Raw genomic sequence first — 24,091 nt, 5'->3', positions numbered from 1 at the left:
GCATTTCTTTCAGCCAATTTGTCAGGGCTTCAAGTAAGAAATCCATACGGTGTCAACCTCCTTTCCGCCGCCCCCGCAAAGCTGCGGGAGCGGCAAGGATTTCATACGGAGACGCTTAGACAGAGAAAAGCCCAGAGAGCAGAGGTACAAGGACCATGCCGACTACGGCTACACCAGCGCCGGCCATGAGCTGCTTCATGCCCTGTGATTTTGCACCAGATAGCGATAGGTAATCCTTTGAAGTTATCTCCGGATTTTCCCCCGCTCCACACCGTGCATGCGACTTTCACCGCACACGGCGCTCCATCGAATTCAGCCATCCAGGGCTTTTAAACACAACTTACACACTTCGTTACAGCATTAAATTCAAAGAATAATAGGTGGCATTTCTGCCATAATACGAAGTTTGTTAAGCTTTTCTATTTGTTTATTGTCAAGATTTAAGGATTTCAGGTACTTCTCAATCGTAAGTTCTGAAGAAGCATGGATAAGGATATGAACCGCTTTGCTGACAAGAATAAGATTTGCGTATTCATCCGAACCGCCATTGCTAACCGGCACTTTATGGTGGCAGTGAATATCGTGGGAATCCATCGGAATTCCTGTCACTGCACATTTACCATACTGTGCCGCATACAAAGAAATACGGTTATCCGCATATTCAATGGTTCTGCCCTTTACAGGATTTCTTATCAGCCATAACATTGTCGCTGTGTCGATTGCAAGATTCTTATGAATCTGTTCCCGACCTTTGACCGTATATTTATTGATGGATTTCCTTTTATGCTGGGCATTCTTTGACTGGACATATCCCAGTGGAACCACCGGACGTCCATGAAGGAACCTCATCTGTCTGCTTGCTCCATACTTTTCTTTAATGAACCCATTTCTGAGCTGTCCCTTTTTGGATAAGTCTCCTTTCAGTCTGTTTCTGAGCTGTTTGTTGATACTGAAGGCAAGTCTGCTGAAGTCATGGGATACTTCTGTAGAAATACAATAGTATTCATGAAGTCCGGCAACTACAGAGTTATATTTCTGAAGCTGCATGAACTGAGCATTATCATCTGACGAATGAGCCAGTTTCTTTACTTCTTCCGAGACTTTTTCATGAGCCTTTTTGTATGCTTTATCGCTCATATGAGACCGAACCACATATTTCTTATCCTTTTTACGAACTTTCAGCTTGAACCCGAGAAAATCAGAATTCTGTCTTTTGAGATTTACTACTTTGGATTTGTCAGGGCTGATTTCCAGTCCCAGCCTGTCCTTTAGCCATAACTCTGTTGCCTTGTATGCTCTGACAGCATCCTCATGTGTTGCGCAGAAAATTTTAAAATCATCTGCGTACCGAACTGCATGCATCTCTTTTAATCTGCTCCGGCGCAGAGCCCTGTAAGCGTGGCTCTTAATTTCTGTTCCCTGCGCATTGCTCCTCGTTTTGAATTTTGTTTTTGTTGGCATCTCCTCCCATTGTGAGGCAATCCACCAATCCAGTTCATTCAATACGATGTTTGCAAGCAATGGCGACAAAATACCGCCTTGCGGGGTACCCCGTGCGGGATATGTTTTCTTCCCATCTGGCAGAACAACAGGTGCTTTCAGCATCTCTTTTATAATGCATAACAGCTTTTTGTCCCGGATTCCCAATGCCCATATCTGACGAATCAGCTTTGTATGGCTGATATTATCAAAGAAGCCTTTAATATCGAGGTCAACCACATGGTACAGATGCTGTACCTGTATCAGCCTCATGCATTGCGCAATAGCAGTCTCAGCGGAACGGTTCGGGCGGAACCCGTTGGAGTTCTCACTGAATTTTGCTTCACATATCGGTTCCATGACCTGCAAAATACATTGCTGTACGATCCGATCTACGATAGTTGGGATTCCCAGAGGTCTGGTCTTTCCATTGGGCTTTGGTATCTCCACTCGCCTTACGGGTCGTGGATGATAATTACTGAATTGTTTCCGTATGAGATGGACGTATTCTTCCTCGCTTAACTTTGCGAGGTCGGCTATCGTCCTTTTATCCACTCCCGAAGTATCACTTCCTGTATTCTTCTTTATCGTTCTATATGCAAGCTTGATATTTTCTTCACTCTCGATGATTTCCGTCAGATGGTTGAAGGTTTTATCTTTCTTACTTTCTGCATACAGCCTGTCAAGAGTACCTTCCATGTCGTAATACTCTGAGTTGCGGATTTTTCTCTGTTTACTTTTCCTTTCTTGCTGCCCCGAAGTCAACACAGGCATCCTCTCCCTTCGGTTTGGATTTTCTTTGTCATACTCGAAGCTGTGTTTGTTGTGTTTTCATTTTCTTTGCTGAATTCGACTTGTGGCTATCCCTCCACCGCTTACTTATTCACGGCTTCACAGGTACTGTGCCACTACTCTCACTGGAATAAAGAATGGTTATTGCCCTCTCGCGAAGGTATTCCCATCCACCACATCACTGGCTTGCAACCGCCTCCGTGTTCCCAGCTTTCCACGTTCCGATATTCCTATCATTGGATATCTTTAGGTTCTTCCTCTAAGCCTGTATCTGGTCATGCATAACCGCACCGCCTGTAACGATGCATGGACTTTCATAACAACCAATTTTACTCGCCCACAGATACCACCATGAAAGGTGTACTGCCTTTCGACAGCATCAACGTTTAGACTCGTACATTCAGAATTTCGTCAGTATTTTCATACATTCTCACCATGGATATCCGACCCCCGGCATATAGGCAACACCATCCACCTCTGGACAGCTTTCGTGTCTGGTCTGAAAACCAGTCTTACGGTTGCTCTCTGCCGACTTCACCGAGCTCTATAAACTTTTGGAGAGAGCCGTTGCATGCTCCCCGCCATTCGGAGTATTAGGGTGGCGCTTCGGGACGTTACCCCCTCATTTCACCAATCGGAATATCAGTTCTCCAAAGTTTCGGGCTACAATTGCCCTTCGACTTTGTGCGTAAGCTTTTCACTTACGAACGTGTCGCACGGTTGTCGTTTCCGTAACCTTCCAGCAGGTTGATGACGCCCCAGATACCAAGACCGGCACCGAGCGCGATAACGAGGGTCTGAAGAACGGTGATTGCCTGTTCAAAAAATGCCATATAGTTTGTTAGCCGGAATCTGATTAAAAAATAGGTTTGTCATGTTTCATAGGCATACAAAAGCCGGAACAATCTGCCGCCCGGTTTCCGGGGGCATGATCCCGGCTGTCCTCCTTTTTCATTATTTTTTCTTGCGATTGTCCGCTTTGTACGCCAATGGCCCATAAAGGGCAAGTGCGGCGAATAGATAAGATCACTCCCTTCAAAAGCGGAACGAAATTAAGCGCCCTTTGTGTCTACTTCATATACATCGCAGACCTCATTGGGCTTGAGTTTCAGCCTTGCGGACAGGAATGCTTCAATGTCAAACGCGTTCTTGTCATCCGCGTCGGCAGTGTACTTGAAATTGGGGTGCTTGGTAATGTCGTACTTATCCGAAAGGAATGGACGCACACCGCGCAGCTGGAGGATACACTTGCCGCCGTCCATAACGGCAAGCTCATCCTGGCTCATCAGCTCTTTCCCCAATTTTTGATAGTTGAGCGAATGGGAGGTTTCCCTGCCACGGCTCTCTCCGGTGTTGTAGGTGTCGATGGTTTCCTTGCCCAGCACGGCAGCCAGCTCCTTGAGGGTGGTCGGTTCCTTACCGCCCAGGAAGATGGAAGTATCCATGTTACCGATGATGGTATCCGCGTTGTCCTTATAGATCGCCTTGAGCTGACTCTGCGCCTGCAACACCAGACAGGCGGAGATCTCACGGCTTCGGATGGTGGCCACCAGCTTTTCCAGCTTCGGAATCTGCCCGATGTTGGCACACTCATCAATCAGACAGCGCACATGAACCGGAAGCCTGCCGCCATACACATCGTCGGCCTTTTCACAAAGCAGGTTGAATAACTGGGTGTAGCACATGGAAATGAGAAAGTTAAAACTGTCATCCGTATCACTCATAATGAGGAACAGGGCAGTTTTCCGGTCTCCCAGAGTATCCAGCTCCAGCTCGTCATAAGCTGTGACCTCGCGCAACTCTGCAATGTCAAATACGGCAAGGCGCGCACCACAGGAAATAAGAATCGACTTGGCTGTTTTTCCGGCGGCCAGCTTATATTTCTTATACTGACGCACCGCAAAGTGGTTTGGCTTCTCGGCTTCCAGTGCATCAAACATCAGGTCTACGGGGTTTTTGAACTCCTCGTCATCCTCACGGACTTCCATTGCATTGATGAACTCAATGAGGGTGGAGAAGTTCTGCTCCTCCACCGGAGCTTCATAGTGGATATATCCAATCAACGCGCAATACAGCAATGTTTCCGCCTTGACCCAGAAATCGTCTCCGGTCTTGCCTTCGCCTTTGGTATTGGCAATCAGCGTTGTTACCAGCTTCAAGATGTCCTTTTCGCTATGGATATAGGCGAAAGGGTTATAGTGCATGGACTTCTTGAAGTTGATTGTATTTAGGACCTTGATTCGGTACGGCTCATAAATGACCTTGCCGTGCTTATCCTTCATGGGCTTTCCGTCTTTCCCCGGCTTGGGTGCGCCCCTTTGGAGCATTTTTCCGCACTCCACCAAAATGGTTCCCTTCGGGTCAGTCACGACGTAGCTGCTGTGCATCTGCATCAGATTTGGTTTGAGCCAGAAACGGGTCTTACCGGAACCGGAGCCGCCGATCACCAGCACATTTTTGTTTCTGGCGGTCTTTGGGTCCTTGGGGCGGCTGTTCATGGTCAGGCTCTCGGTTTTTGTGAGAATGACATTGTTCTGGAACACCGGGTCGATGTAGGGAGCAATATCCTCACGGGTTCCCCAACGGGCAGAGCCATACTCCATGCCGTGACGGTACTTCTTGGCGTTTTTACTTTTGAGATACACCGCCAGACGCAGGCCAGCACCGCAGCACAGCCCCGCCAGCAGATCCAACGGGTGCAGGCTGGGCCAGAAACTTTGCAACGCCCCAGGCAGGACAGCAAACAGGGAAAGGAATTTCTCCGAAGCATTTGCCCCCTGAGCCAGTCGCCATGCCTCCCCGAAGTTGGTAGCAAACAGCCCCATCAGGAGATAGGGCAGGTTCAGCAAAACGAGCTTTTTGATGTCAAACTGCTTTTTCATCGTTCCAGCTCCTTTCGCTTGGTGCGGTCCACCACGGCATTTTTGACCATCTCTTTGAACTGACTGAGTTTTGCCAGCACAGACGGGCGTTCCGTTTTCTCGGCCTTCTTGACCTTTTTGCTGATGTACTCGGTAAATGCAGCGGTCAGCGCATCGGCGTCACGGCCTTTGAAAAAGATCAGGTACTTGGGTGGGGAGCTACTGCGGTCTTTCTTCACCGCATAATCCACACCATATTTCCGGGCGATTTTCTCAAACTCCTTGATAGAGGGGTCTGTGATCTCAATGTTGGATATTCCCTGATTCTGACCAATGAGCTGCTTGACGGTCTGTTTGCCGTGAGGTGTCACAGGAGCGTCACGGCTTCTCTGCTTTTGCAGCTTCTTTTCCTTGCAGTGGGCCATGTACTTGCTAATGGCGGCTTTGAGCAGCCTGCCAGTGAACTTTGTTCCACTGACAACCAGTGTTAAAGTCCTATTTTCCACTTCTTCCTGCATTTTCATCGCCTCCTTTTCACAAAATGTGCAGGGGTGGTGCATTTCTTTCTAAGGCGGGACCACCAGCCGCCGGAGGAGGTATTTTTTCATCGCTCCATCCCGCGGCTCTTTTTCTTTACCGGCTTCTTATCCGGCAGATTCCACTCTTTCCGGAACTCTGCCACACCTTTGGGGTCAAATGCCTTCAGCTTCTCCAGATCAAAGGCAACAGCAGAATATTTTCCATAACCGGACTGAACCTGATAGGGAAGCACCTTCCCCAATTTGTTCTCTTTGATGAATCGCAGCAAATCCTTGCTGATGTCACCGGAAATAAACGCCTCTCCGGGGTCCAGGGAATATCCTGGTAGGTTCACCGTCATATCTGCAAACGCCTCTGCTCCATCTTCTGTATGGGTAATCATGCCGATATAAAGCCGCTGATTATTCGCATACATTCCAAGTTGCAGCGATATGGTTTCTTCCCCATATTCCCACTTAAAGGGTACTTTCTTTTCCTCATTCATATCGGATTCCTCCTATCGTATCTGTTCTTTGTGGTCATAAAACAAATCTCCATTTCTGACCTTTGCATGGCTGAGAATCTTGATCTGCCCATTTGCCTGACTGTCCAGAGCTTTTTCATAGCCTATATCTGACAAAAACAGGCGGGTGCGTTCTCCTTTCCAGCCAACCGGGGAGTCATGCGTCAGTACATCAAAAATAATCATGTGCCGGGTGTTCTCCGCAAATCGCTGGAGATCCATGTAGTCATGACCGTGATAGTTCTGCGCCCCGGCTTTCTGGCGCATTTCCTCCATCAGCTGCCCGATTGTTTTGCCTTCCTGCATAAAACCCACTTCCTTTCCGTTCTTATGAGACCAGCAAGATCATCTCCCGCAGCTGAGCAAAGTAGAGCTTTCCCTTTGGCGTAACCAGCGTGTAGGAGCCGGTATGCCCGTGATTGCAGTAGTCTTTCACACAGAACAGCCCCGTATTTTTCACATTGGCATAGGGCAGCACATTGCCGGATGCTGTGCGGTACACAAACCGTCGTTCTATCAGAAACCGAACAAACCGGCGCTCCGGGACATCCAACTCTTTGGCGGTTGTCCTGAGATTGGTGCTGTGCTTTAAGTCGATGAACAGGTCATAGAAAGCGGCTTTGCCCTCCAGCTGTGCATTTTCCTTACGCAGAGAAATATTTGCTTCACGCTCAGCCAACAAGTCTGAGCAGAGCTTCATCAGAGCCTCCGGGGAAGTAGCTACCTCCCAAAGCTTCTCTCTTGTGAGATAGGCCCCGTGCTTGCGAATGGTAGGCAGAACCTCATCGAATACCCACTGTTCAAACTGTTCTGCCGATGGCAATTTGCTGTGAACAATCAGGCGGTACAAATCTCCTTCGGGGATAAAAGTCATACTGATTTTGCGGTCGGGGCTTTGTGGGTGAGGTGCGTCGCGTTTCACGACATACCTACAATGGCGGATAATTGCATCGCGGGAATTGCTGTACCCCAGCGCAGCGGCCACATCCGTTCCGCAGAACAGGTATTTGCCGTTTTCTTCGATGACCCGGATACTGCCAAACTCCGGGTTTTTGAAAATTTCCATCTGGTTCATGTCGTGCCTCCTTTGGCATGATAAAAGGCGGCCTTTACCAGCCGCCTGCGTGCATATCGTGGTTGACCAATGAAGTGAAGTGATTATTCATGGTGGTAGGCGCATTGAACAGCACCGCAAGCAGGTACTGCTTCATGTTGCGTACCTGGGTGGTGTTCTTTTGCAGACAGTCCATGACAAACTCGATGTGGGAGCTGTCCAGTTTCAAAAAACGGGAACGCACGATCTCGTGAGGAAAGTCTGCCCCAGAGATCCGGGTGGTCTTTCGTCTGGCACAGACCGTTTCTACCAACAGCTCTACGATCTCATTCAGGTCATCCAGGTAGAGAGGATAACGCTGCTTCAGACAGTCATACTCGATATTCTCCAAAATCAATTCCCGATAATTTTCTATCTCTGTGACAGACATCGCATCTCTTCCTTTCCGTTCCGGCGGTCTTGCCGCCGCTGTTTCCCGGAAGGGAATGGAATCGGTACTTGATCCATAAGTAATTGATTTTTCTGTATTTGATTTCTCTATATTTAATTCTGCGGGCTTTTCCGTATCCGGTTTATCCATATACGGGTTTTCCGTATCTGGTGAATCCGTATCCGGTTTTCTAAGCTGTGGCTGCTCGTATATGACATACTCTGTATCGCTGATGCGTCCCTGCCGGTCACGCAGCTTGTGCCGCACAATGTAACCGGCAGCCTCCAATTCCCGCAACGCAGCGCCTATGGCATCCACGCCCTCCTTACAGATCTTTGCAAGACCACGGGTGGTGTAATTCCAGTCCTCTGGCAAAGACAGCATCATGGAAAGCAGCCCCTTGGCTTTTAACGACAGGTTTGCATTTCGTAAATGATGATTGCTCATCACGGTATAATCACGGGTCCGTTCAATACGAAAAACGGCCATCGACCTCACTCCTTCCGAATTTTGGGTACAAAAAAACCGCAATCCTCATTCCAAAGAATTGCGGTGTTCAACACTTTTCAAATTTTCTTGCATAGAACCAAAACAGCGGCTTTCGAGGACGCGCCTCTGTAAATGGCTCCTCCTGGGCGAAAGGAAGTGTTTGCATCACTCGGTCAATATCCGTTGAATCCATGTCATGCTGAGATTTGCAATCTTCCTGGATTGCTTCTTGAATTTCCTTTACCGTACACATAGTCATTCCTTTCCTTTCGTTGTATGGGTTTATGAGCGGCGGCGTTTTCCCGGTTTGAAATCGAGGATATGTCCCTCAATCACACGAGCGTAACGCTTGATCTTAATCTCCCGGCGCTGCTGGCTTTGCAGGGCAGCCTGATACCCGTCCTCGGTCAAAAACAGCCGCATTTCCTCTCCGGGGCTGCCGTAAGCTGTGCTGGGACGCAGGACGGAAAACTCAATCATCCAGCGGGTGTTATCCCAAAACCTCTCTACGGCGAGAATGTTGTGTCCTTTCAGCTCACGGGCTGAAATATCCCTCATAGGCGGCTCCTTTCATCGTTCCTGATCTCTCTGACGCTTTTTCTGCCATGCCTCCAGCAGCTTGATGATGGTTTCCTGCATCCGCTGGGGCGTATAGCTTTTAGGGAAATACTTTCGCAAGGTGTCAGAGGTAAATGTCACTCGGTCCAGATCGCTTTTCTTTTCCTCACCCATGATGACACGCATCATATCGAGGGTCAGATGCCCCTCCTGACTGTATTTTTTGAGCCGCTGAGCTTGAGAAAGAGAAGGGGTAGCCTGTTCGCTGTCCATCGCGTCCAACAGGTCTACCTGTTCCTCCTTTTTGAGAAAGGACAGCTCATAGGCAGGGTTCAGGGCAATCTTCTTTTCATCCACCATATCCATCAATTCAGGAATCAGCTCTGTCAGACGGATATAGCGCTGAACTTGATTTCTGCTTGAACCAGCCTGCTGAGCCAATATTTCATCGGCTCTCAACTTCGTCCCAACTTGGGACGAAGTTAAATCAACTCGCTCTCCCTGATGTTTCATGGCATCCAGCTTCATCTTGTAGGCAAATGCTCTTTCACTGGGGAGCAGACTTTCTCGTTGCAGGTTGCTGTCAACCATAATGATCGTGGCGGCATCATCATCCAAATCCCGAACAATGACCGGCATGGTCTCCTTTTCTGCCAGCTCACTGGCTCTGTGCCGCCTGTGTCCGGCTACCAGCTCATAACCGCCCTCCGGGTCCGGTCGAGCAATCGCCGGAACCAGAACGCCATACTGCTTGATACTGTCTGCGGTCTCCATCATGGCTTCGTCATCCTTGACTTTGAATGGATGCCCTTTGAACGGGTGCAGTTCCGACAGCGGGATTTCTACTACTTTTTCTCTCTGAGCATCGGCACGGCTCTCCTCCGTAGAAAACAGATCATCTACCGATGCCAGTTCTACTTTTTTCGCGCTGCTTTTCAAGTTTCAACACCTCCTTCGTCAGATTTCGATACCCCTCTGCCACCTTACCGCCAGGGTCATGGACGAAAATGCTTTTTCCCTCTGCGCTAATTTCCTTTGCACGGACAGAGTGTGGAATCTCCGTTCCAAAGACTTTGATTTTACTTCCATAGGTGTCCCGCAGCAAAGCAGCAATCTCTTTGGCAAAGTTGGTGCGGTTATCCACCATCGTCAGCAGTATACCGTCAATCTGGAGCTTTGGATTGATCTGCCGTTTTACCTTGCTGACCGTAGATAAAAGCTGTTCCAGTCCTTTGGCGGGCAGATACTCTGCCTGAACGGGAATTATGATCCTGTTCGCAGCCGCCAGCGCATTGACCGTAAGCATCCCCAACGAGGGCTGACAGTCAATCAGGATATGGGAATATTGTCCCTTCAGTGTGTCCAGATATTGCCGTAAAACCGTTTCACGGCTCATGGCGTTTACCAGAGAAACCTCCATACCGGAAAGCTGAATATCCGCAGGCATCAGGTCAACGCCTTCTGCATGATGCAGAATACCTTCTCCGGGGCGTATAGGCTGATCCATCAGAATTTTGCCCATTGCATCCGACAGTGTAAATGGCAGCTTGTCCGGTTGCGGATTTCCCAAGCTGATTGTCAGACTTCCTTGTGGGTCCCCGTCGATCAGAAGCACTTTCTTTCCGGCCTGTGCCAGACCTATTCCCAAGTTCGCACAGGTTGTTGTTTTGCCAACGCCGCCTTTCTGGTTGGCGATGGCGATGATTTGCGTGTTCAAATAAACCTCCTCCTTCTACAAAAAATATCCCTATTCCGAAAAATAGGGATGAAAAAAGCCGCTTACTCAAATAAATGAATAAACGGCTATGTAAGAAATATTCGATTGTAAGTAAAGTTTTATATCACTGCAAAATAACGAAGTGCATCTTTGATTGCTTCTACCTTTTCTGGTGTCGGATGTTTCCTCGGCTGTTTCAATTCTTCTACCGCATTAGGAGCATCATACATCGGCAATCCCAAATTTCGCTTTACCTCTGCGATATATGCGGTATGTACCTTGAAGCCGTATTTCGCTTCTATGTACTCCTTAATCATTTTGTAGGTCACTTTTTCTTTGGGCTTATACGCTTCGGCTCTTTTAGCAATACTATCTACCGGAATCTTGCCCTCGCCCTCTCCAAACTCCACATCAATGTGGATATAACTGTCGGCTTTTTTGTGGGATAAAAGAACTACCGTCTCGACGCGCGCTCTCCGCGCTTGTGCTGTCATCTTATGCGCGGGGCAGCTTGTACTATGAGGGATTCTGGAGGAATCTGCGGGGACGAAACAGGGCCCGGAAGGGAGCGCTTCTCCCCTCCGGGCCCTCCGGGTTTACAGGCGCACGGTATCCCCCGCTTCCCAGAGGACCGCCACGGGGGGAAAGGACTCTCCCCACCGCTCCAGGCTGCGCACCACCAGCTTGCGCATGTGCAGCTTGTCGTCCTCCTGGAAGGGGATGTGGTCGATGACCACCCGGCGGGGCCGGACCCCCTCCAGCACCACGCTGCGTCCGGAGGGATTCGTGAGAAAGAGGGGATTCACCACCGCCGTATCCACCTCCACCCCGTCCAGCATGGTGGCGAAGTAGTCCCGGTCGTAGTTGGAGTCCCCCAGAAAGAGGACCTTCTTCCCGGCCAGGTCGAAGAGGAAGCACTCGTGCTCCACCTCCTCAAACTCCTCCGAGGCGTGGAGGGAGCGGAAGGCCGTCACCCGGATCCCGCTCACCAGCGGATAGGTCACGCTGCGGTACTCGGGAAGGCGCAGCTCCTGCACCGGCGCGGCCCGCTGGGTGAGCCAGCTGCGCAGGGCGGACACGTCCTCCCGGTCGATCCCCGGTCCCCCGTTCCCGGCGGGCAGGAAGAGCTTCTCCACCCGGTTTCCCTCCAGGAAGCGGATGGTCTCCCGGCCGGAAAAGTGGTCGATGTGCAGATGGGTATAAAAGAGCCAGCGGATCCCGTCCCAGGGGGGCGCGCCGGCCGCCAGTGCCGCCAGCGTCTCCGGGGCGACCGGGCTGAAATCGTGGGCGCGGCTGTCGTGGAGTCCGTCCACCAGCAGCTTTTCCCCCCGGAAGGTCAGAAGCACCCCTGCGTTGGCCGTGAGGCGGAGCTCCACCGGCTCCTCCCCCTCCCACCACTGCCGGGGCACCGGCCGCGGGAGAGGCCCCTCCGGCGGCAGGTCCCGCTTGGACCGGACGGTCGCCATCAGCGGTATTCCCGCACCCGGAAGCGGCGGTCGGACACATGGCCCGCCCGGACAAAGACCGCATCCTCGCCCATGAGCTGGCCCATCTTATCCTTCTGGCCGCCCAGCCAGACCTGATCCAGGTTGTGGTAGGCCTCCTCGCTCTCCCAGAAGTAGAGGGAGGTCACCTCCCCCTCGTGGTCCTTGCTCACCCAGGTCTCGGCCCCCAGGAAGCCGGCCCGGTGGGAGAGGGGCTCGGAGAAGATCTCCTGCTCCAGCTCCAGATAGCGCTCCACCTGTCCGGGGGCGATGCGGAACACCAGCTCCTCGATGAACTGGGGCTTGTCATAGACTTTGAGTTCCATGGTAATTCCTCCTTCAATGGTAGGCAAAGGCCCCTCCGCGCTGCTGCACGGAGGGGTCTGGCGTGTCGGACACGTCCGACACGCCTCTCAAAAATGCAAGCATTTTTTCGAGAGAAATGCAGTCCGCTGCGCGCACGCGCTGACGCGCGCACACTTGCAGCCTGAGCGGAGTGGTTTCCGACGTACACGCCGCCGGAAACCACGATCCCATTCCATTCCGCCGTCTGCGCACGGCGGAACTCTGCGAGGCGCCGCTGCGCGGGGGCAAATGCGCCGTTTTCCGGACGGAGCCTTATTTCTTTTTCTTGGCGGGGGCGCTGTGGATGCCGCGGCCCAGGGTCAGGGTCAGGGCCTCCTCAAAGGCCTCGGACAGGGTGGGATGGCCGTGCATGGTGTTGGCCACCTCTTCCACGGTGAACTCGCCGCGCATGGCCAGGGCCGCCTCGGTGAGCAGGTCGCTGGCGTTGGGGCCCACGATGTGGACGCCCAGGATGCGCTGCTTGTCCTTGGACACGATGACCTTGATCATGCCCTCGGCGTTGTTCATGGTGAGGGCCTTGCCGTTGCCGGAGAACTGGAACTTGCCCACTTCGTACTCCAGGCCCTTCTCCTTGACCTGCTCCTCGGACATGCCGACGCTGGCCACCTCGGGGAAGGTGAACACGGCGCTGGGCACCAGGTCATAGTCCACCCGGGCGTCCTCGCCGGCCATGCGCTCCACGCAGACCTTGCCCTCGTCGGAAGCCACGTGGGCCAGCATCACGCCGCCGATCACGTCGCCGATGGCGTAGATGCCCGGGACGTTGGTCTGGAAGTTCTCATCCACCTTGACGCCCTTGCGGTCGTAGGCGATGCCCAGGCCGTCCAGGTTCAGGCCCTCGATGTCCAGCTCGCGGCCGGTGGAGACCAGCACCTCGTCGCAGGGCAGGCTGCTCTTGGTGCCGTCCTTGTCCACGGTGACGGAGAGGCCGGAGCCGCTCTTGCTGATCTCCTCCACCTTGGTGCCCACCATGAACTGGATGCCCTTCTTCTCCAGCAGCTTCTGGAGGCGGTCGGTGATCTCCTTGTCCATGTTGGGGATGATCTTGGGCATAAACTCCACGATGGTGACCTCGGCGCCGAAGGCCTTGTAGATGCCGGCAAACTCGATGCCGATGACGCCGCCGCCGATGATGACGATCTTACCGGGCACGTGGTCCATCTCCAGCGCCTCCTTGCTGGTGAGCACGCCGGGGTTGTCGATGCCCTTGATGGGAGGCTTGGAGGCCTTGGAGCCGGAGGCGATGAGGATGTTCTTGGTCTCCAGCACCTTGCCGTTGACCTCCACCTTGCCGGGGGCCAGGATCTTGGCGGCGCCCTTCACCAGCTCCACCTTGTTGGCCTTGAGCAGGAACTCCACGCCGCCGGACAGGGTCTTGACCACCTTGGCCTTGCGGGCCTGGACCTTCTTCATGTCGATGTCGTAGCCCTTGACCGAGATCCCGAACTCATCGGCGTGCATGATCTCGTCCACCACCTCGGCGTTCTTGTACAGGGCCTTGGTGGGGATACAGCCGTAGTTGAGGCAGGTGCCGCCGCAGGCGTCCTTCTCCACAATCGCAGTCTTCATGCCCAGCTGGGCCGCGCGGATGGCGGCCACATAGCCGCCGGGGCCGGCGCCGATGACAACCAGATCGTAATTCATGTTTCTTTCCTCCTAATTTTCATGAGGACAAATTCCGCGGGGCCTTCCCCGCCGGACGGTGTCCCGATGGCGCTGTGCGCCTTGGACGAATGGTTTCAGTTTAATACTTGTAGGCGGAGAGGTCGGTCTCCTGCTTGACGTTGTAGCGGATCTTCTGACGGGTAAAGAGGAAGTTGCTCTTGTGGGTACCCAGAGAGATGAGATCGGCGTGGGGGTGATCCAGGTGGCCGTAGGAGATGAAGGAGCCGGGGGTGGTGGTGCCGCCCACGAAGACCATGGAGTAGTTGATGAAGTACTCATCCAGCATCTGCTCCTTGAGCATGTAGGCGCAGTAAGAGGGAGACTCCACGCACAGCTTCTCCAGGCCCAGCTTCTTGAGGACGTACATCATCACATGGCCGTCGGGATTCTTGCCCTCGCCGGTGACGATGACGGGGACCACGTCGTAGTCCCGGTCCAGGGGAGCCAGCTCCGCCTTGTCCACATCCTCCTTGCAGGTGAAGGGGCCGTAGACCACGTGCTTGAGGGGGGACTTCTTCTGGATGTAGTCCAGTCCGTCGGGACCGGTGGCGATGACCATCTTCAGCTCCTCGGCGGGGTCCACGTCGAAGGTGTAGTGGTCGAAGGGGATGTCGGTAGCGTCAAAGGAGACCACCACGCTGACCGGCTGATGCTTCTTGCCCAGGTGCTCCCGGCGCTGACGGGTCAGGTCCTCGTCGTAGACGTGGCAGGTGATGCCGGGCTCCTTGGCCAGGGTGTTGGCGCCCACGATGATGCCGTCGGCATAGGAGCGCAGCACGTTGAGCACCCAGAAGTCGCCCAGGGAGCCGTCGGGATCCAGGAAGTTGTTCTTGGCCACCAGGGGGCCGGAGGGATTGTCCTGATAGGCCATCTTACCATCGGAAGAGAGCACGATGGAGGAGAAGGTGTAGGGACGATCCGCGGGCGCCTTGGGGAAGTAGATGTCGGTATAGTAGTCGTGGACGTCGGGCAGGACCTCAGTCTCGGCGGAGTCGGCCTTGAAGGACTCCAGCAGCTTCTCGTCCCGGAAGACCACGTTGATCTTCAGATTTTCCTTCGGGGTCTGGAAAAAGAACAGCTTATTCATGGTTTTACTACCTCCCACCAGATCAAATGTGCATCAGGGGCATCTTCTGGCCCCACTGGACGTTGCCCAGGCCGGACTTCTCCACCAGCTTGGTGCCCAGACGCTGGGCCTCGCGGATGACCTTCTCCTCATCCACCGTGGTCATATGGCCGTTCTCCATGACCACCTTGCCGTCGATGACCACCGCCTTGATGTTGTCGGGGCTGCAGGCATAGGTCAGGGTGCTGACCGGATCATACACGGGGGCGGACCAGGGGCTCAGAGGATCGAAGAGGATGAAGTCGGCCTTCTTGCCGGCCTCCACGGAGCCCAGCTCGCTCTCCCGGCCCAGGGTGCGGGCGCCGCCCAGGGTGGCCAGCTCCAGCACGGTGGAGGCGGGCATCAGGGAGGGATTGCAGTGATGGACCTTCTGCATGAGGCTAGCCGCCTTGATGACCTCCAGCATATTCTGGGTGTCGTTGCTGGCCGAGCCGTCGCAGGCCAGGCTGACCGTGATGCCCTTCTCCAGCATCTCGGGGATGCGGGCCACGCCGGAGGCCAGGACCATGTTGGAGTTGGGGTTGTGGGAGACCTTCACGTCGTACTTCTTGAAGGTATCCAGGTCCTCGTCCTTCATATACACGCAGTGCACGGCGATGAAGTCGGGGCCCAGGACGCCCAGCTTCTCCAGGTGGGGGATGGTGTCCTCGCCGTACTGCTCACGGGAGAAGGCGTCGTCGTCGGGGGTCTCCACCAGGTGCATGGTGATGGGCATGTGCAGCTCATTGGCGGTGCTGCGCATCTCCCGGAAGCCCTCGTCGGTGTGGTCCCAGATGATGCCGGGGGCCATGCACACGCTGATGCGGGAGTGGTTCTGATACTTGGTGTTCAGACGGCGCACGTCGTCGAAGAAGTCCCGCTCGGTCTCCACACGGGGACAGGCGATCTCAGGCGGGAAGGAAGCCACGTTGGTGAAGGCACGGCCCAGGACACCGCGGATGCCGATGTCCTCAAAGGCCTGGGTCACGCAGTCGTCCAGCCCGGCGATGGGGTGGGCGTACATATAGTCCAGAATAGTGGTGGTGCCGGAGCGGATGCCCTCCATGCAGCCCAGCAGGGCGGCATAGTAGACGGTCTCCTCGTCGAAGTTGTGCAGGGCCACCCGCACAGAGCTGTTGAGCCAGTCGATGAGGAACTTGTCCCGGCCCAGACCCTTGAGCATGGTCTGGAAGAGATGGGAGTGGGTGCTGATAAAGCCGGGGAAGACATACTTGCCCGCGGCGTCAATAACTTTGTCGGCCTGATACTGCTCCAAAAGCGCATCGGTTCCAACCGCCAGGATCTTGTCTCCCTCCACCGCGATGCAGGCATTGGGAATCACTTCCCGCTTGGCATTCATGGTGATGAGGTAGGCATTTTTGATAATGAGGTCAATCTGCTTCATAGCCACGATCCTTTCCGTTTCGTATACATGCGGGGATGCCAATCTAAGCCGGATAGACAGCAGGCGGCCAACCGCAGTTTGGGTTGGCCGCCGCCGGTTCGGTTCAGTGAGCGGAAGTGCTCACGTCAATATCAGTGGGTGGTCGTCAGCCATTCCGTGGGGCGTGTCTTACAGCCACTTGAAGTCCTGCAGGCCGGTGATGACCTCCTGGAGGAAGCGGGCCGCGGGCGCGCCGTTGATGACACGGTGGTCGTGGGTCAGGCTCAGGTTCATGACGGAGCCGGGATAGAAGCCGCCGTCCTTCACCATCATCTTCTCCAGGATCGCGCCAACACCCAGGATGGCGCCCTCGGGAGCGTTGATGATGGGGGTGAAGTAGGTGATGCCGAACATGCCCAGGTTGGTGATGGTGATGGAGGCATTGCCCAGCTCATCGCTGTTGAGCTTGCCGGCCTTGGCGCGCTCGGTCAGATCGGCCAGCTCCAGGCAGATGGTGCGCAGGTCCTTCAGGTTGGCGTCCCGGATGACGGGCACGATCAGGCCGTCGGGGATGTCCACGGCGCAGCCGATGCTGATGCGGGCAGTGGTCTTGATGTGGTTGGCGTCGGCCACGGTCATGCGCATGGCGGGATGGTTCTCCAGAGCCTGCGCCACGGACTTGATGAGCATGGCGGTGTAGCTGAGCTTCACGCCGGCGTTCTTGTACTTGCCCTTGATGGACTTGTACACCTTCACCAGGTTGGTCACATCGGCCTCGGTGGCGATGGTGATCTGGGCGGAACCCTGGAGGGAGTTCATCATGCCCTTGCACACGGCGGACTGCATGGGAGTCATCTTGGTGATGACGTCACCCTCGGCGCAGGGCGCGGTGTTGTAGACCTGGGCGGGAGCGGCGGCAGGAGCCGGAGCGGCCGCGGGCGCGGGGGCCACAGGAGCCGCGGGGGCGGCCACAGGGGCGGGAGCCGCAGCGGGCGCGGGAGCAGCGGGAGCAGCCACCTCGGAGAGAGGCTTGCCGTACTTCTTCAGGTCGTCGATGGTGATCATGCCCAGCAGGCCGGTGCCCTTGATGTGGGCGTAGGCCAGGCCCTTCTCCTCGGCGATCTTCTTGGCGCGGGGGGTGATCTTCACATCCCCGGCGGGAGCGGCGGGCGCGGCGGCGGGAGCCGCAGCGGGGGCAGCGGCAGGAGCGGCCTCAGCGGCGGCAGGAGCCGCGGCGGGGGCGTCGCCGTCCACGGGCTCATCCATGCTGTCGGCGATGAGGCAGATGGTCTCGCCGCAGGGGATCTCGTCGTCCACCTGAGCGATGATCTTGCGGATCACGCCGTCGCAGGGAGCCTCGCCGGTGTTGGTGATCTTATCGGTGCTCACTTCCACCAGGGCGTCGCCCTTCTTCACGGAGTCGCCCTCTTTCACGAGCCACTCGCCGATGATGCCGGTCTCCATGGAGAGGCCGAACTTCGGCATACCGTATTTCGTAATCATTGTCGTATCCTCCCCTTAATATTCCATAACCTCGCGGATGGCCTTGACCACGTCGTCCTGCTGAGGCATGACGTAGTCCTCCAGATCCGGAGAGAAGGGCATGGGAGAATCCAGACCGGTCACGCGCTTGACGGGACCGCGCAGGTACTCGAACACGTCCTCATTGATCATAGCGGAAATCTCAGCAGCCCAGCCGCCGCACTTGACGCCCTCCTGAGCGATGACCAGACGGCCGGTCTTGGCGACGGACTTCTGGATGGTGTCCTTGTCGTAGGGGAAGACGGTGCGCAGGTCGATGATCTCGCAGCTGACGCCCTCCTTCTCCATCTCCTCGGCGGCCTTGTGGGCCTTGGCCAGCATGGTCTGGGTGGCCACGATGGTCACGTCGCTGCCCTCGCGCTCGATCTCGGCCTCGTAGAGGGGGATCTCGTACATCTCCTCGGGCACCTCGCCCTTGACGTTGTACAGAGCCTTGTGCTCCAGGAAGAGCACGGGGTTGTCGCTCTTGATGGCGGAGATCAGCAGGCCCTTGGCCTCATAGGGGGTGGTGGGGCACACGATGACCAGGCCGGGGGTATTCATGAACCAGGACTCCACGCAGGCGGAGTGATGGTAGGCGCAGCGGATGCCGCCGCCCTGGGGGGCGCGGACGGTGATGCCGCAGTGGGCCTTGCCCTGATACATGTAGTTCAGCTTGGCGGCGTTGTTGGTGATCTGGTCAAAGCCGACGCCCAGGAAGTCAGCGAACATGATCTCGGGCACGGGCTTCAGGCCGCAGACGGCGGCGCCGCAGGACAGGCCCAGGATGGCGGACTCGGACAGAGCGGTGTCCTTGATGCGGTCAGGCCACTTGGCCCAGATGCCCTTGGTGATACCGAAGTCGCCGCCCATCTTGGCTACGTCTTCGCCCAGGACGAACACGCGCTCGTCCTGCTCCATGATCTGATGCAGGGCCTCGTTGATGGCCATGCCGTAAGAAAGCTTCTTTCCTCTGCTCATCTCGTCTCCACCTCTCTGTCAGCATAAGTGTAGGTCGTAGCGGTCTCGATGCCGGGATAGGGGCTCTCCAGAGAGAACTTCAGCATCTCCTGCACGTGCTCCTCTTCCTCGTCCTCGATCTTCTTGATGTCGGCCTCGGAGATGCCGCGCTCCAGCATGGTGTTGCGGCACAGCTTCACAGGATCGCGATCCTTCCAGGCCTGGACCTCCTCCTCGGGACGGTAGGCGGCGGGGTCGCCGGCGAAGTGGCCCTGCCAGCGGTAGGTGTCAAACTCCAGCAGAGTGGGGCCCTCACCCTTGCGGGCGCGCTCCACAGCGGCCTCGACGGCCTCCACGACGGCCTCAATGTCGTTGCCGTCCACGAAGAAGCTGGGCACCTCGTAGCCCTCGCCCCAGGTCTTCAGGCGCTTCTGGGGATGAGCCTCGGTGTACTTGGTGGAGATGGCGTACTGGTTGTTCACCAGGCAGTAGATGATGGGGAGCTTCCAGGTGGCGGCCATGTTCATGCTCTCATGGCAGGTGCCCTCACCCAGGGTGCCGTCGCCCATAAACACGGCGGTAACGGCGTCGGAGTGGTTGTAAACGGCGTTAAAAGCGGTGCCCAGGCAGGTAACCATGGTGGAACCCTGGATGCCGTTGAAGCCCATGTTGCCGCAGTCCAGGTCGTTGACGTGCATGGAGCCGCCGCGGCCGTGGTTGATGCCGGTGGCCTTGCCGAAGATCTCGGCCATGACCAGCTTGGGATCGGTGCCGCACAGGCAGATGGCGCCGTGTCCGCGGTGATCAGGGAACTTATAGTCGGTCTTCTTCAGGCAGTCCACCACGCCGGCCTGGCAGGCCTCCTGGCCGATGCTCAGGTGTACGAAGCCGGGGACGGTGCCGTTGGCGGCATAGGTCTCGATGACCTCCTCAAAGCGGCGGATCATGACCATGTCACGATACAGCTTCAATAATCTTTCATTCGAAAGTGCCATCTTGTTTCCTCCTATTTATTGAAATTAGTAGTATGTATCACAAACGGATTCACCTAAAAAATTTTAGGTGACGCGCTGAGATCCCTTAGTTCAGGAAGCTGCGCTCCAGCGCCTCGTAGTTGATCTCGCCGGCGCAGTAGGCCCGGCCGGTGTTCACGTTGTGGATCTGGATCTTGCCCACGGAATGGACATCGTGGTCCACATAGAAGAAGTCGCAGCCGGCATCCTTGAACACGTCCTCGAAGAGCTCGCCGTAGTTGGGGGAAGAGGTCTTGCCCGCCAGCTGGTGGATGACCTTGGCGATGTCCTTGTCCTCGGCGTCCACCCACACCTCGATCTCGCTGCCGTAGATGAGGGCGTCGTTGATGCGGCCCATGGTCTTGAGCTCATCCTTCACCACCGGGGCGATGGGGGCCTTGCCGCGGATCATGACGATCTGGGCGGGGTCAAAGTGCTTCTCGAACATCTTGTGGCAGGTCTGCTCCAGCATCCGGGCGGAGACCTGGATGGAGGCGGCCACACAGGTGCTGGGAGACATCAGGATGTAGGTGTCCTCCGGCTTGACATGGCAGGCGTTGGCCACTTCCAGGGCGATCTCATTGGAGGGATACTTCACATCCTGGATGCACAGGACCGCCTTGTCGTAGTCGTCCTTGTAGTCGGTCATCTCAAAGTACCAGTCGGAGGCCACGTGGGCGATGCCGCGGGCGGGACCGGAGCCGATGGTGGCGAACTCGCCCTCCCCCAGCTTCCAGCCGGCGATCTGAGAGCCCAGGCAGGCGATGAGGGGCTGCTCGATAAAGACATTGACGGCGGCAAAGCTGTACTGGTCATTCAGCTTGAAATCACTCAGGCTGACCACTCCCAGGTCTCCGATGCACGCCCGGGTGAAGAGGACGCCGGCCTGCCAGCTGCCCCGGCAGTTGAGGCCCAGGTCGATGACGGTGGCGCCGCAGTCCAGCTTGACCACCTTGCAGCCCAGAGCTTCCGCGTTCTCCAGCAGCTCCTCCACCACTTTCATGGCGCGCTGATTCGTACTGACCATCTTGTTTTACCTTCTTTCTGTCTTATTTTTTATTCCGTTCTTATGCTTTCTTTCCGAATACGTCGATGGCGGCGCCCATGATGGGAGCGGCGGCATCGGAAGCCAGGAAGCAGACCACCTTGGACACCTCGTCCACCTGGAGCATCTCGTCCAGCTTGACGGTGACGGCGGGGTCGCTGTCGATGCGCTCCCGGGTGTGCTCGGTATTGGTCATGCCCAGATAGATGGCGTTGACGTTGATGTTGTAGTTCTTGACCTCCTCCGAGAGGATCTGCGTCAGGGAGACGATGCCGCCCTTGGAGGCCGCGTAAGCCCCGAAGCCGGGGAAGAACAGCTTGGCGCCCGACGAGCTGATGTTGATGATCTTGCCGTAGCGCCGCTCCACCATGCCGGGGAGCACTGCCTTGATGCAGTAGAAGGTACCATTCAGATTGGAATTGATGTGTTTGTCCCACTCCTCCATGCTGGTGTCCAGCACCGAGAGGGAGCGGTGATACGCGGCGTTGTTCACCAGGATGTCCACGCCGCCCACTTCAGCGAAGATGCGCTCAAAGCTGGCCTTCACCTGGTCCCGGTCGCCCACGTCGCAGCCCAGGGCCAGCGCCCAGCCGCCCTCGGCCTTGATCTCCTCGGCCACCTTCTCCACCTTGGAGAGGGTCCGGCCCAGCAGGACCACCTTGGCACCCTGGCGGGCAAAGTCCTTGGCAAAGCCTGCACCCAGGCCCTGTCCGGCGCCGGTAACGACGGCAACCTTTCCTTCAAATTCCATGGTATCAGCTCCATTTCCATTCATTTGGGGCGTCTCGGAAGGGAGACGGAACCCTCCGTCCCTCTTCCGAAACGCCTCGAAATCGAGGCGTTTCGATGCTGCTTACTGGGGAAGACCCGCAAGCACCACCTCTTTGCGCAGAGGCAGGTCATGGTAGTCGCCCTCCACCGCGTTGGATACCGCGTTGGCAATGGCGGCCGGTGCGGGGACCACGGAGCACTCGCCGATGCTCTTGCCTCCGTAGGGGCCGGTCTCCTCCGGTTTATCCACAAAGCCGATCCGAATAGGCGGCATTTCGGTGGACGTAAAGATGTGATAGGTGCGGAAGGTGCCGTTCTTTACCTTGCCCTTCTCGTCCCGGTCGATGCTCTCGCACAGCGCATAGCCCAGGCCCATCTGGATGGCGCCCTCGATCTGGCCCTCCACCGACATGGGGTTCAGGGGGGTGCCCACATCGTGGACCGCCACATAGTCCAGCACCTTGACCTCGCCGGTCTCGGTGTCCACCTGAGTCTTGACGAAGTGGGCGCCGTAGGAGACCGCCATGGCCTGGCTGGCGAAGGTCTCGGCCACCACCAGATCCCGCTGGTTCTTGTGGTGGGCGTGGTGGGCCAGGTCCGCCATGCTGGCGGAGCGGTCGGGGTAGTTCAGGCTCCAGGCCCGTCCGTCGTGGAACACGATCCGGTCGGGATCCTCGGGCAGCACGTCGGCCGCCTCCTCCAGGAGCATCTTCTTCAGGCTGTTGGCCGCCTTCACCGCCGCCGCGCCGCTGACGTAGGTGCCGCGGCTGGAGTAGTTGCCCAGATCCCACAGGGTGGCGTCGGTATCGGCCTGGATGTACTCGATGTCGGTCATGGGGATGCCCAGGACCTCGGCCACCAGCTGGCCCTGGAGGGAGACCGAGCCGTTGCCCATATCGCAGCAGCCGCTGGAGAGGATCACGGTGCCGTCCTCGTTCATCCGCAGGATGATGCCGGTGGTGTCGGGATGGACGCCGAACACGCCGTTGCCGTGGGCGGCCACCGCCATGCCCACGCCGATGCGGTAGCGTCCGTTCTCCTTGCGGGAGGCCTCCTGCTCTTCCAGGGCCTTCTTCCAGTTGAAGATCTCAGCGCCCTTTTCCACACAGGCCTTGGCATAGGTGTTGCCCAGAGGCGTGTTGTTGCGCAGGTCCATGCCCAGCTCCCCCTTCAGGTTCTTGAGGAGGAACTCGGTCAGGTCCATGCCCAGCTCTTTGGCGATCTTGTTGAACTGCCGCTGCTGGGCGAAGAACAGCTGGGGCGAACCGAAGCCGCGCATGGCCGCGCCGCAGGTGCAGTTGGTATAGACCTCGGTGGCCTTGAAGCGGATGTTGGGGGTGTCCATGATCCGGAAGGCCTTGCCGCCCATGGCCCAGGCCACGCTGGAGGTGCCGCCGGCGAAGGCGCCGGCATTGATGACCAGGTTGAAGTCCTGGGCCACGACGGTGCCGTCCTTCTTCACGCCGGTCTTGAGGTAAACGATCATCTGATGGCGGCTGTGGGAAGAGGGAATGTCCTCCCGCCGGGTGTAGACCAGGCGCACCGGGCGGCCCGTCTTGATGGACAGGAGCGCCGCCACGTGCTCCACGATCATGTCGATCTTGCCGCCGAAGCCGCCGCCGATGGCGGAGGCCACCACACGGACCCGGCTCATCTTCAGCCCGAACAGCCGGGAGAGGTTGACCCGCACCGCGAAGGCGTCCTGGGAGGGAGACCAGACGGTGAGCTTGCCGTTGGCGTCGTAAGAGGCCAGGGCCGCGTGGGTCTCGATGGCGCTGTGGTGGATGGCGGGCAGGCTGTACCGGTCCTCAAAGACCAGGTCGGCCTCCTTCATGCCGGCATCCACATCGCCCTGGTTCAGGTTGACCACCTCGGCGATGTTGCCGCCCTCGTGGATGGGATAGGCGTCCTCCTTCATGGCCTCTTCCGGGTCGATGTAGAAGGGCAGCTCCTCATACTCTACCTTGATCAGTTTGAGAGCCTTCTCCGCGATCTGCACGGTGTCGGCGGCCACCGCGGCCACCTTGTCGCCCACATAGCGGACCACCTGGTCGAAGATGCGCTCGTTCTTGCTCTCGTCGATGTTCTCGCCGCAGCAGTTGAAGGGAATGTCGGGGGCGTTCTTGTAGCACACCACCGCACGCACGCCGGGCAGGGCTTCCGCCTCGCTGGTGTCGATGCTCTTGATCCGGGCGTGAGCCACGGGGCTGAAGAGCACCTTGGCGTGCAGCATGTGGGGCATCTTCATATCGGCTACGTACTTGAGCTGACCGGTGACCTTGACCTGTGCGTCCCGCACGGGGAGGCGGCTTCCAATCATTCCGTTGGTAGGAGTTTCACAGCTCATATGTTTTG

Annotated in this window: 23 protein-coding genes and 2 pseudogenes; all 25 read right to left on the bottom strand. The window is 56.5% G+C overall.

The genetic code is table 11. From position 1 onward, the window contains the following. Positions 1-115: 115 nt before the first annotated feature. Positions 116-217, bottom strand: a pseudogene (locus GPK94_RS14290) (Maff2 family protein); the annotation flags it as partial. A 149-nt stretch (positions 218-366) separates the two neighbouring features. Next, entirely contained in the window at positions 367-2,253 is a 1,887-nt protein-coding gene (gene ltrA / locus GPK94_RS14285; RefSeq protein WP_062807140.1) for a group II intron reverse transcriptase/maturase, read from the bottom strand. A 737-nt stretch (positions 2,254-2,990) separates the two neighbouring features. Then, positions 2,991-3,104, bottom strand: a pseudogene (locus GPK94_RS14280) (Maff2 family protein); the annotation flags it as partial. Positions 3,105-3,323: 219 nt separating this feature from the next. Beyond that, a complete protein-coding gene (locus GPK94_RS14275; RefSeq protein ID WP_215656128.1) occupies positions 3,324-5,153 on the bottom strand; it encodes a type IV secretory system conjugative DNA transfer family protein in 1,830 nt (609 codons plus the stop codon). After that, positions 5,150-5,650, bottom strand: coding sequence for a PcfB family protein (locus GPK94_RS14270; RefSeq protein WP_102287010.1), 501 nt, complete (start codon positions 5,648-5,650; stop codon positions 5,150-5,152). The genes GPK94_RS14275 and GPK94_RS14270 overlap by 4 nt, the downstream gene beginning before the upstream one ends. Before the next feature lie 86 nt (positions 5,651-5,736). After that, entirely contained in the window at positions 5,737-6,156 is a 420-nt protein-coding gene (locus GPK94_RS14265) for a DUF4313 domain-containing protein (RefSeq protein WP_055658165.1), read from the bottom strand. Between the two features lie 12 nt (positions 6,157-6,168). Then, positions 6,169-6,480 carry a DUF5720 family protein gene (locus GPK94_RS14260; RefSeq protein WP_025487374.1) on the bottom strand — a complete coding sequence of 104 codons (312 nt, stop codon included), beginning with the start codon at positions 6,478-6,480 and terminating at the stop codon, positions 6,169-6,171. A 22-nt stretch (positions 6,481-6,502) separates the two neighbouring features. Continuing rightward, positions 6,503-7,249: a phage antirepressor KilAC domain-containing protein gene (locus tag GPK94_RS14255; protein WP_009004944.1), complete on the bottom strand. Its 747-nt coding sequence runs from the start codon at positions 7,247-7,249 to the stop codon at positions 6,503-6,505. 34 nt (positions 7,250-7,283) lie between these two features. Further along, positions 7,284-8,147 carry a DUF6017 domain-containing protein gene (locus GPK94_RS14250; RefSeq protein WP_055194503.1) on the bottom strand — a complete coding sequence of 288 codons (864 nt, stop codon included), beginning with the start codon at positions 8,145-8,147 and terminating at the stop codon, positions 7,284-7,286. Between the two features lie 67 nt (positions 8,148-8,214). Then, a complete protein-coding gene (locus GPK94_RS14245) occupies positions 8,215-8,400 on the bottom strand; it encodes a hypothetical protein (RefSeq protein ID WP_117910047.1) in 186 nt (61 codons plus the stop codon). A gap of 29 nt (positions 8,401-8,429) precedes the next feature. Beyond that, positions 8,430-8,705: a DUF5720 family protein gene (locus tag GPK94_RS14240; RefSeq protein ID WP_002592134.1), complete on the bottom strand. Its 276-nt coding sequence runs from the start codon at positions 8,703-8,705 to the stop codon at positions 8,430-8,432. Positions 8,706-8,717: 12 nt separating this feature from the next. Further along, on the bottom strand, positions 8,718-9,644 hold the full coding sequence (locus GPK94_RS14235) for a ParB/RepB/Spo0J family partition protein (RefSeq protein ID WP_055290218.1): 927 nt from the start codon (positions 9,642-9,644) through the stop codon (positions 8,718-8,720). Then, the gene (locus GPK94_RS14230) at positions 9,601-10,422 is read right to left on the bottom strand and encodes a ParA family protein (protein ID WP_055228680.1); all 822 of its coding nucleotides are present in this window, start codon (positions 10,420-10,422) and stop codon (positions 9,601-9,603) included. The genes GPK94_RS14235 and GPK94_RS14230 overlap by 44 nt, the downstream gene beginning before the upstream one ends. A gap of 119 nt (positions 10,423-10,541) precedes the next feature. Beyond that, positions 10,542-10,916, bottom strand: a complete 375-nt coding sequence (locus GPK94_RS14225) for an RNA methyltransferase (protein ID WP_215656127.1) — start codon at positions 10,914-10,916, stop codon at positions 10,542-10,544. Positions 10,917-11,018: 102 nt separating this feature from the next. Then, on the bottom strand, positions 11,019-11,888 hold the full coding sequence (locus GPK94_RS14220; RefSeq protein WP_215656126.1) for an MBL fold metallo-hydrolase: 870 nt from the start codon (positions 11,886-11,888) through the stop codon (positions 11,019-11,021). Next, positions 11,888-12,232: a TIGR03792 family protein gene (locus GPK94_RS14215; RefSeq protein WP_101693605.1), complete on the bottom strand. Its 345-nt coding sequence runs from the start codon at positions 12,230-12,232 to the stop codon at positions 11,888-11,890. The genes GPK94_RS14220 and GPK94_RS14215 overlap by 1 nt, the downstream gene beginning before the upstream one ends. A 292-nt stretch (positions 12,233-12,524) precedes the next feature. After that, a complete protein-coding gene (gene lpdA / locus GPK94_RS14210) occupies positions 12,525-13,916 on the bottom strand; it encodes a dihydrolipoyl dehydrogenase (RefSeq protein ID WP_193536363.1) in 1,392 nt (463 codons plus the stop codon). A 100-nt stretch (positions 13,917-14,016) separates the two neighbouring features. Further along, entirely contained in the window at positions 14,017-15,024 is a 1,008-nt protein-coding gene (locus tag GPK94_RS14205) for a dihydrofolate reductase family protein (protein WP_101693607.1), read from the bottom strand. A gap of 22 nt (positions 15,025-15,046) precedes the next feature. After that, positions 15,047-16,447: an amidohydrolase gene (locus GPK94_RS14200; protein WP_101693608.1), complete on the bottom strand. Its 1,401-nt coding sequence runs from the start codon at positions 16,445-16,447 to the stop codon at positions 15,047-15,049. A 168-nt stretch (positions 16,448-16,615) separates the two neighbouring features. Next, on the bottom strand, positions 16,616-17,929 hold the full coding sequence (locus GPK94_RS14195; protein WP_186962856.1) for a dihydrolipoamide acetyltransferase family protein: 1,314 nt from the start codon (positions 17,927-17,929) through the stop codon (positions 16,616-16,618). A 15-nt stretch (positions 17,930-17,944) separates the two neighbouring features. Continuing rightward, positions 17,945-18,928 (bottom strand): alpha-ketoacid dehydrogenase subunit beta, encoded by a 984-nt coding sequence (locus GPK94_RS14190; protein ID WP_101693610.1) that lies wholly within the window; start codon positions 18,926-18,928, stop codon positions 17,945-17,947. After that, complete coding sequence (locus tag GPK94_RS14185; RefSeq protein ID WP_215656125.1) at positions 18,925-19,902, bottom strand: thiamine pyrophosphate-dependent dehydrogenase E1 component subunit alpha; 978 nt, start codon at positions 19,900-19,902, stop codon at positions 18,925-18,927. Before GPK94_RS14185 ends, GPK94_RS14190 begins: the two co-directional genes overlap by 4 nt. Positions 19,903-19,987: 85 nt before the next feature. After that, positions 19,988-20,947 (bottom strand): methenyltetrahydromethanopterin cyclohydrolase, encoded by a 960-nt coding sequence (mch, locus tag GPK94_RS14180; RefSeq protein ID WP_101693612.1) that lies wholly within the window; start codon positions 20,945-20,947, stop codon positions 19,988-19,990. A 40-nt stretch (positions 20,948-20,987) separates the two neighbouring features. Continuing rightward, the gene (locus GPK94_RS14175) at positions 20,988-21,716 is read right to left on the bottom strand and encodes an SDR family NAD(P)-dependent oxidoreductase (protein ID WP_101694009.1); all 729 of its coding nucleotides are present in this window, start codon (positions 21,714-21,716) and stop codon (positions 20,988-20,990) included. Positions 21,717-21,818: 102 nt separating this feature from the next. Next, entirely contained in the window at positions 21,819-24,083 is a 2,265-nt protein-coding gene (locus GPK94_RS14170; RefSeq protein ID WP_215656124.1) for a molybdopterin cofactor-binding domain-containing protein, read from the bottom strand. Positions 24,084-24,091: the final 8 nt, after the last annotated feature.

Origin of the sequence: Pseudoflavonifractor sp. MCC625 (assembly GCF_018784545.1) — a bacterium.
Classification (GTDB): domain Bacteria; phylum Bacillota; class Clostridia; order Oscillospirales; family Oscillospiraceae; genus Pseudoflavonifractor_A; species Pseudoflavonifractor_A gallinarum.
The sequence above is the reverse complement of the archived record's forward strand: the minus strand, read 5'-3'. Positions and strand labels throughout refer to the sequence as shown.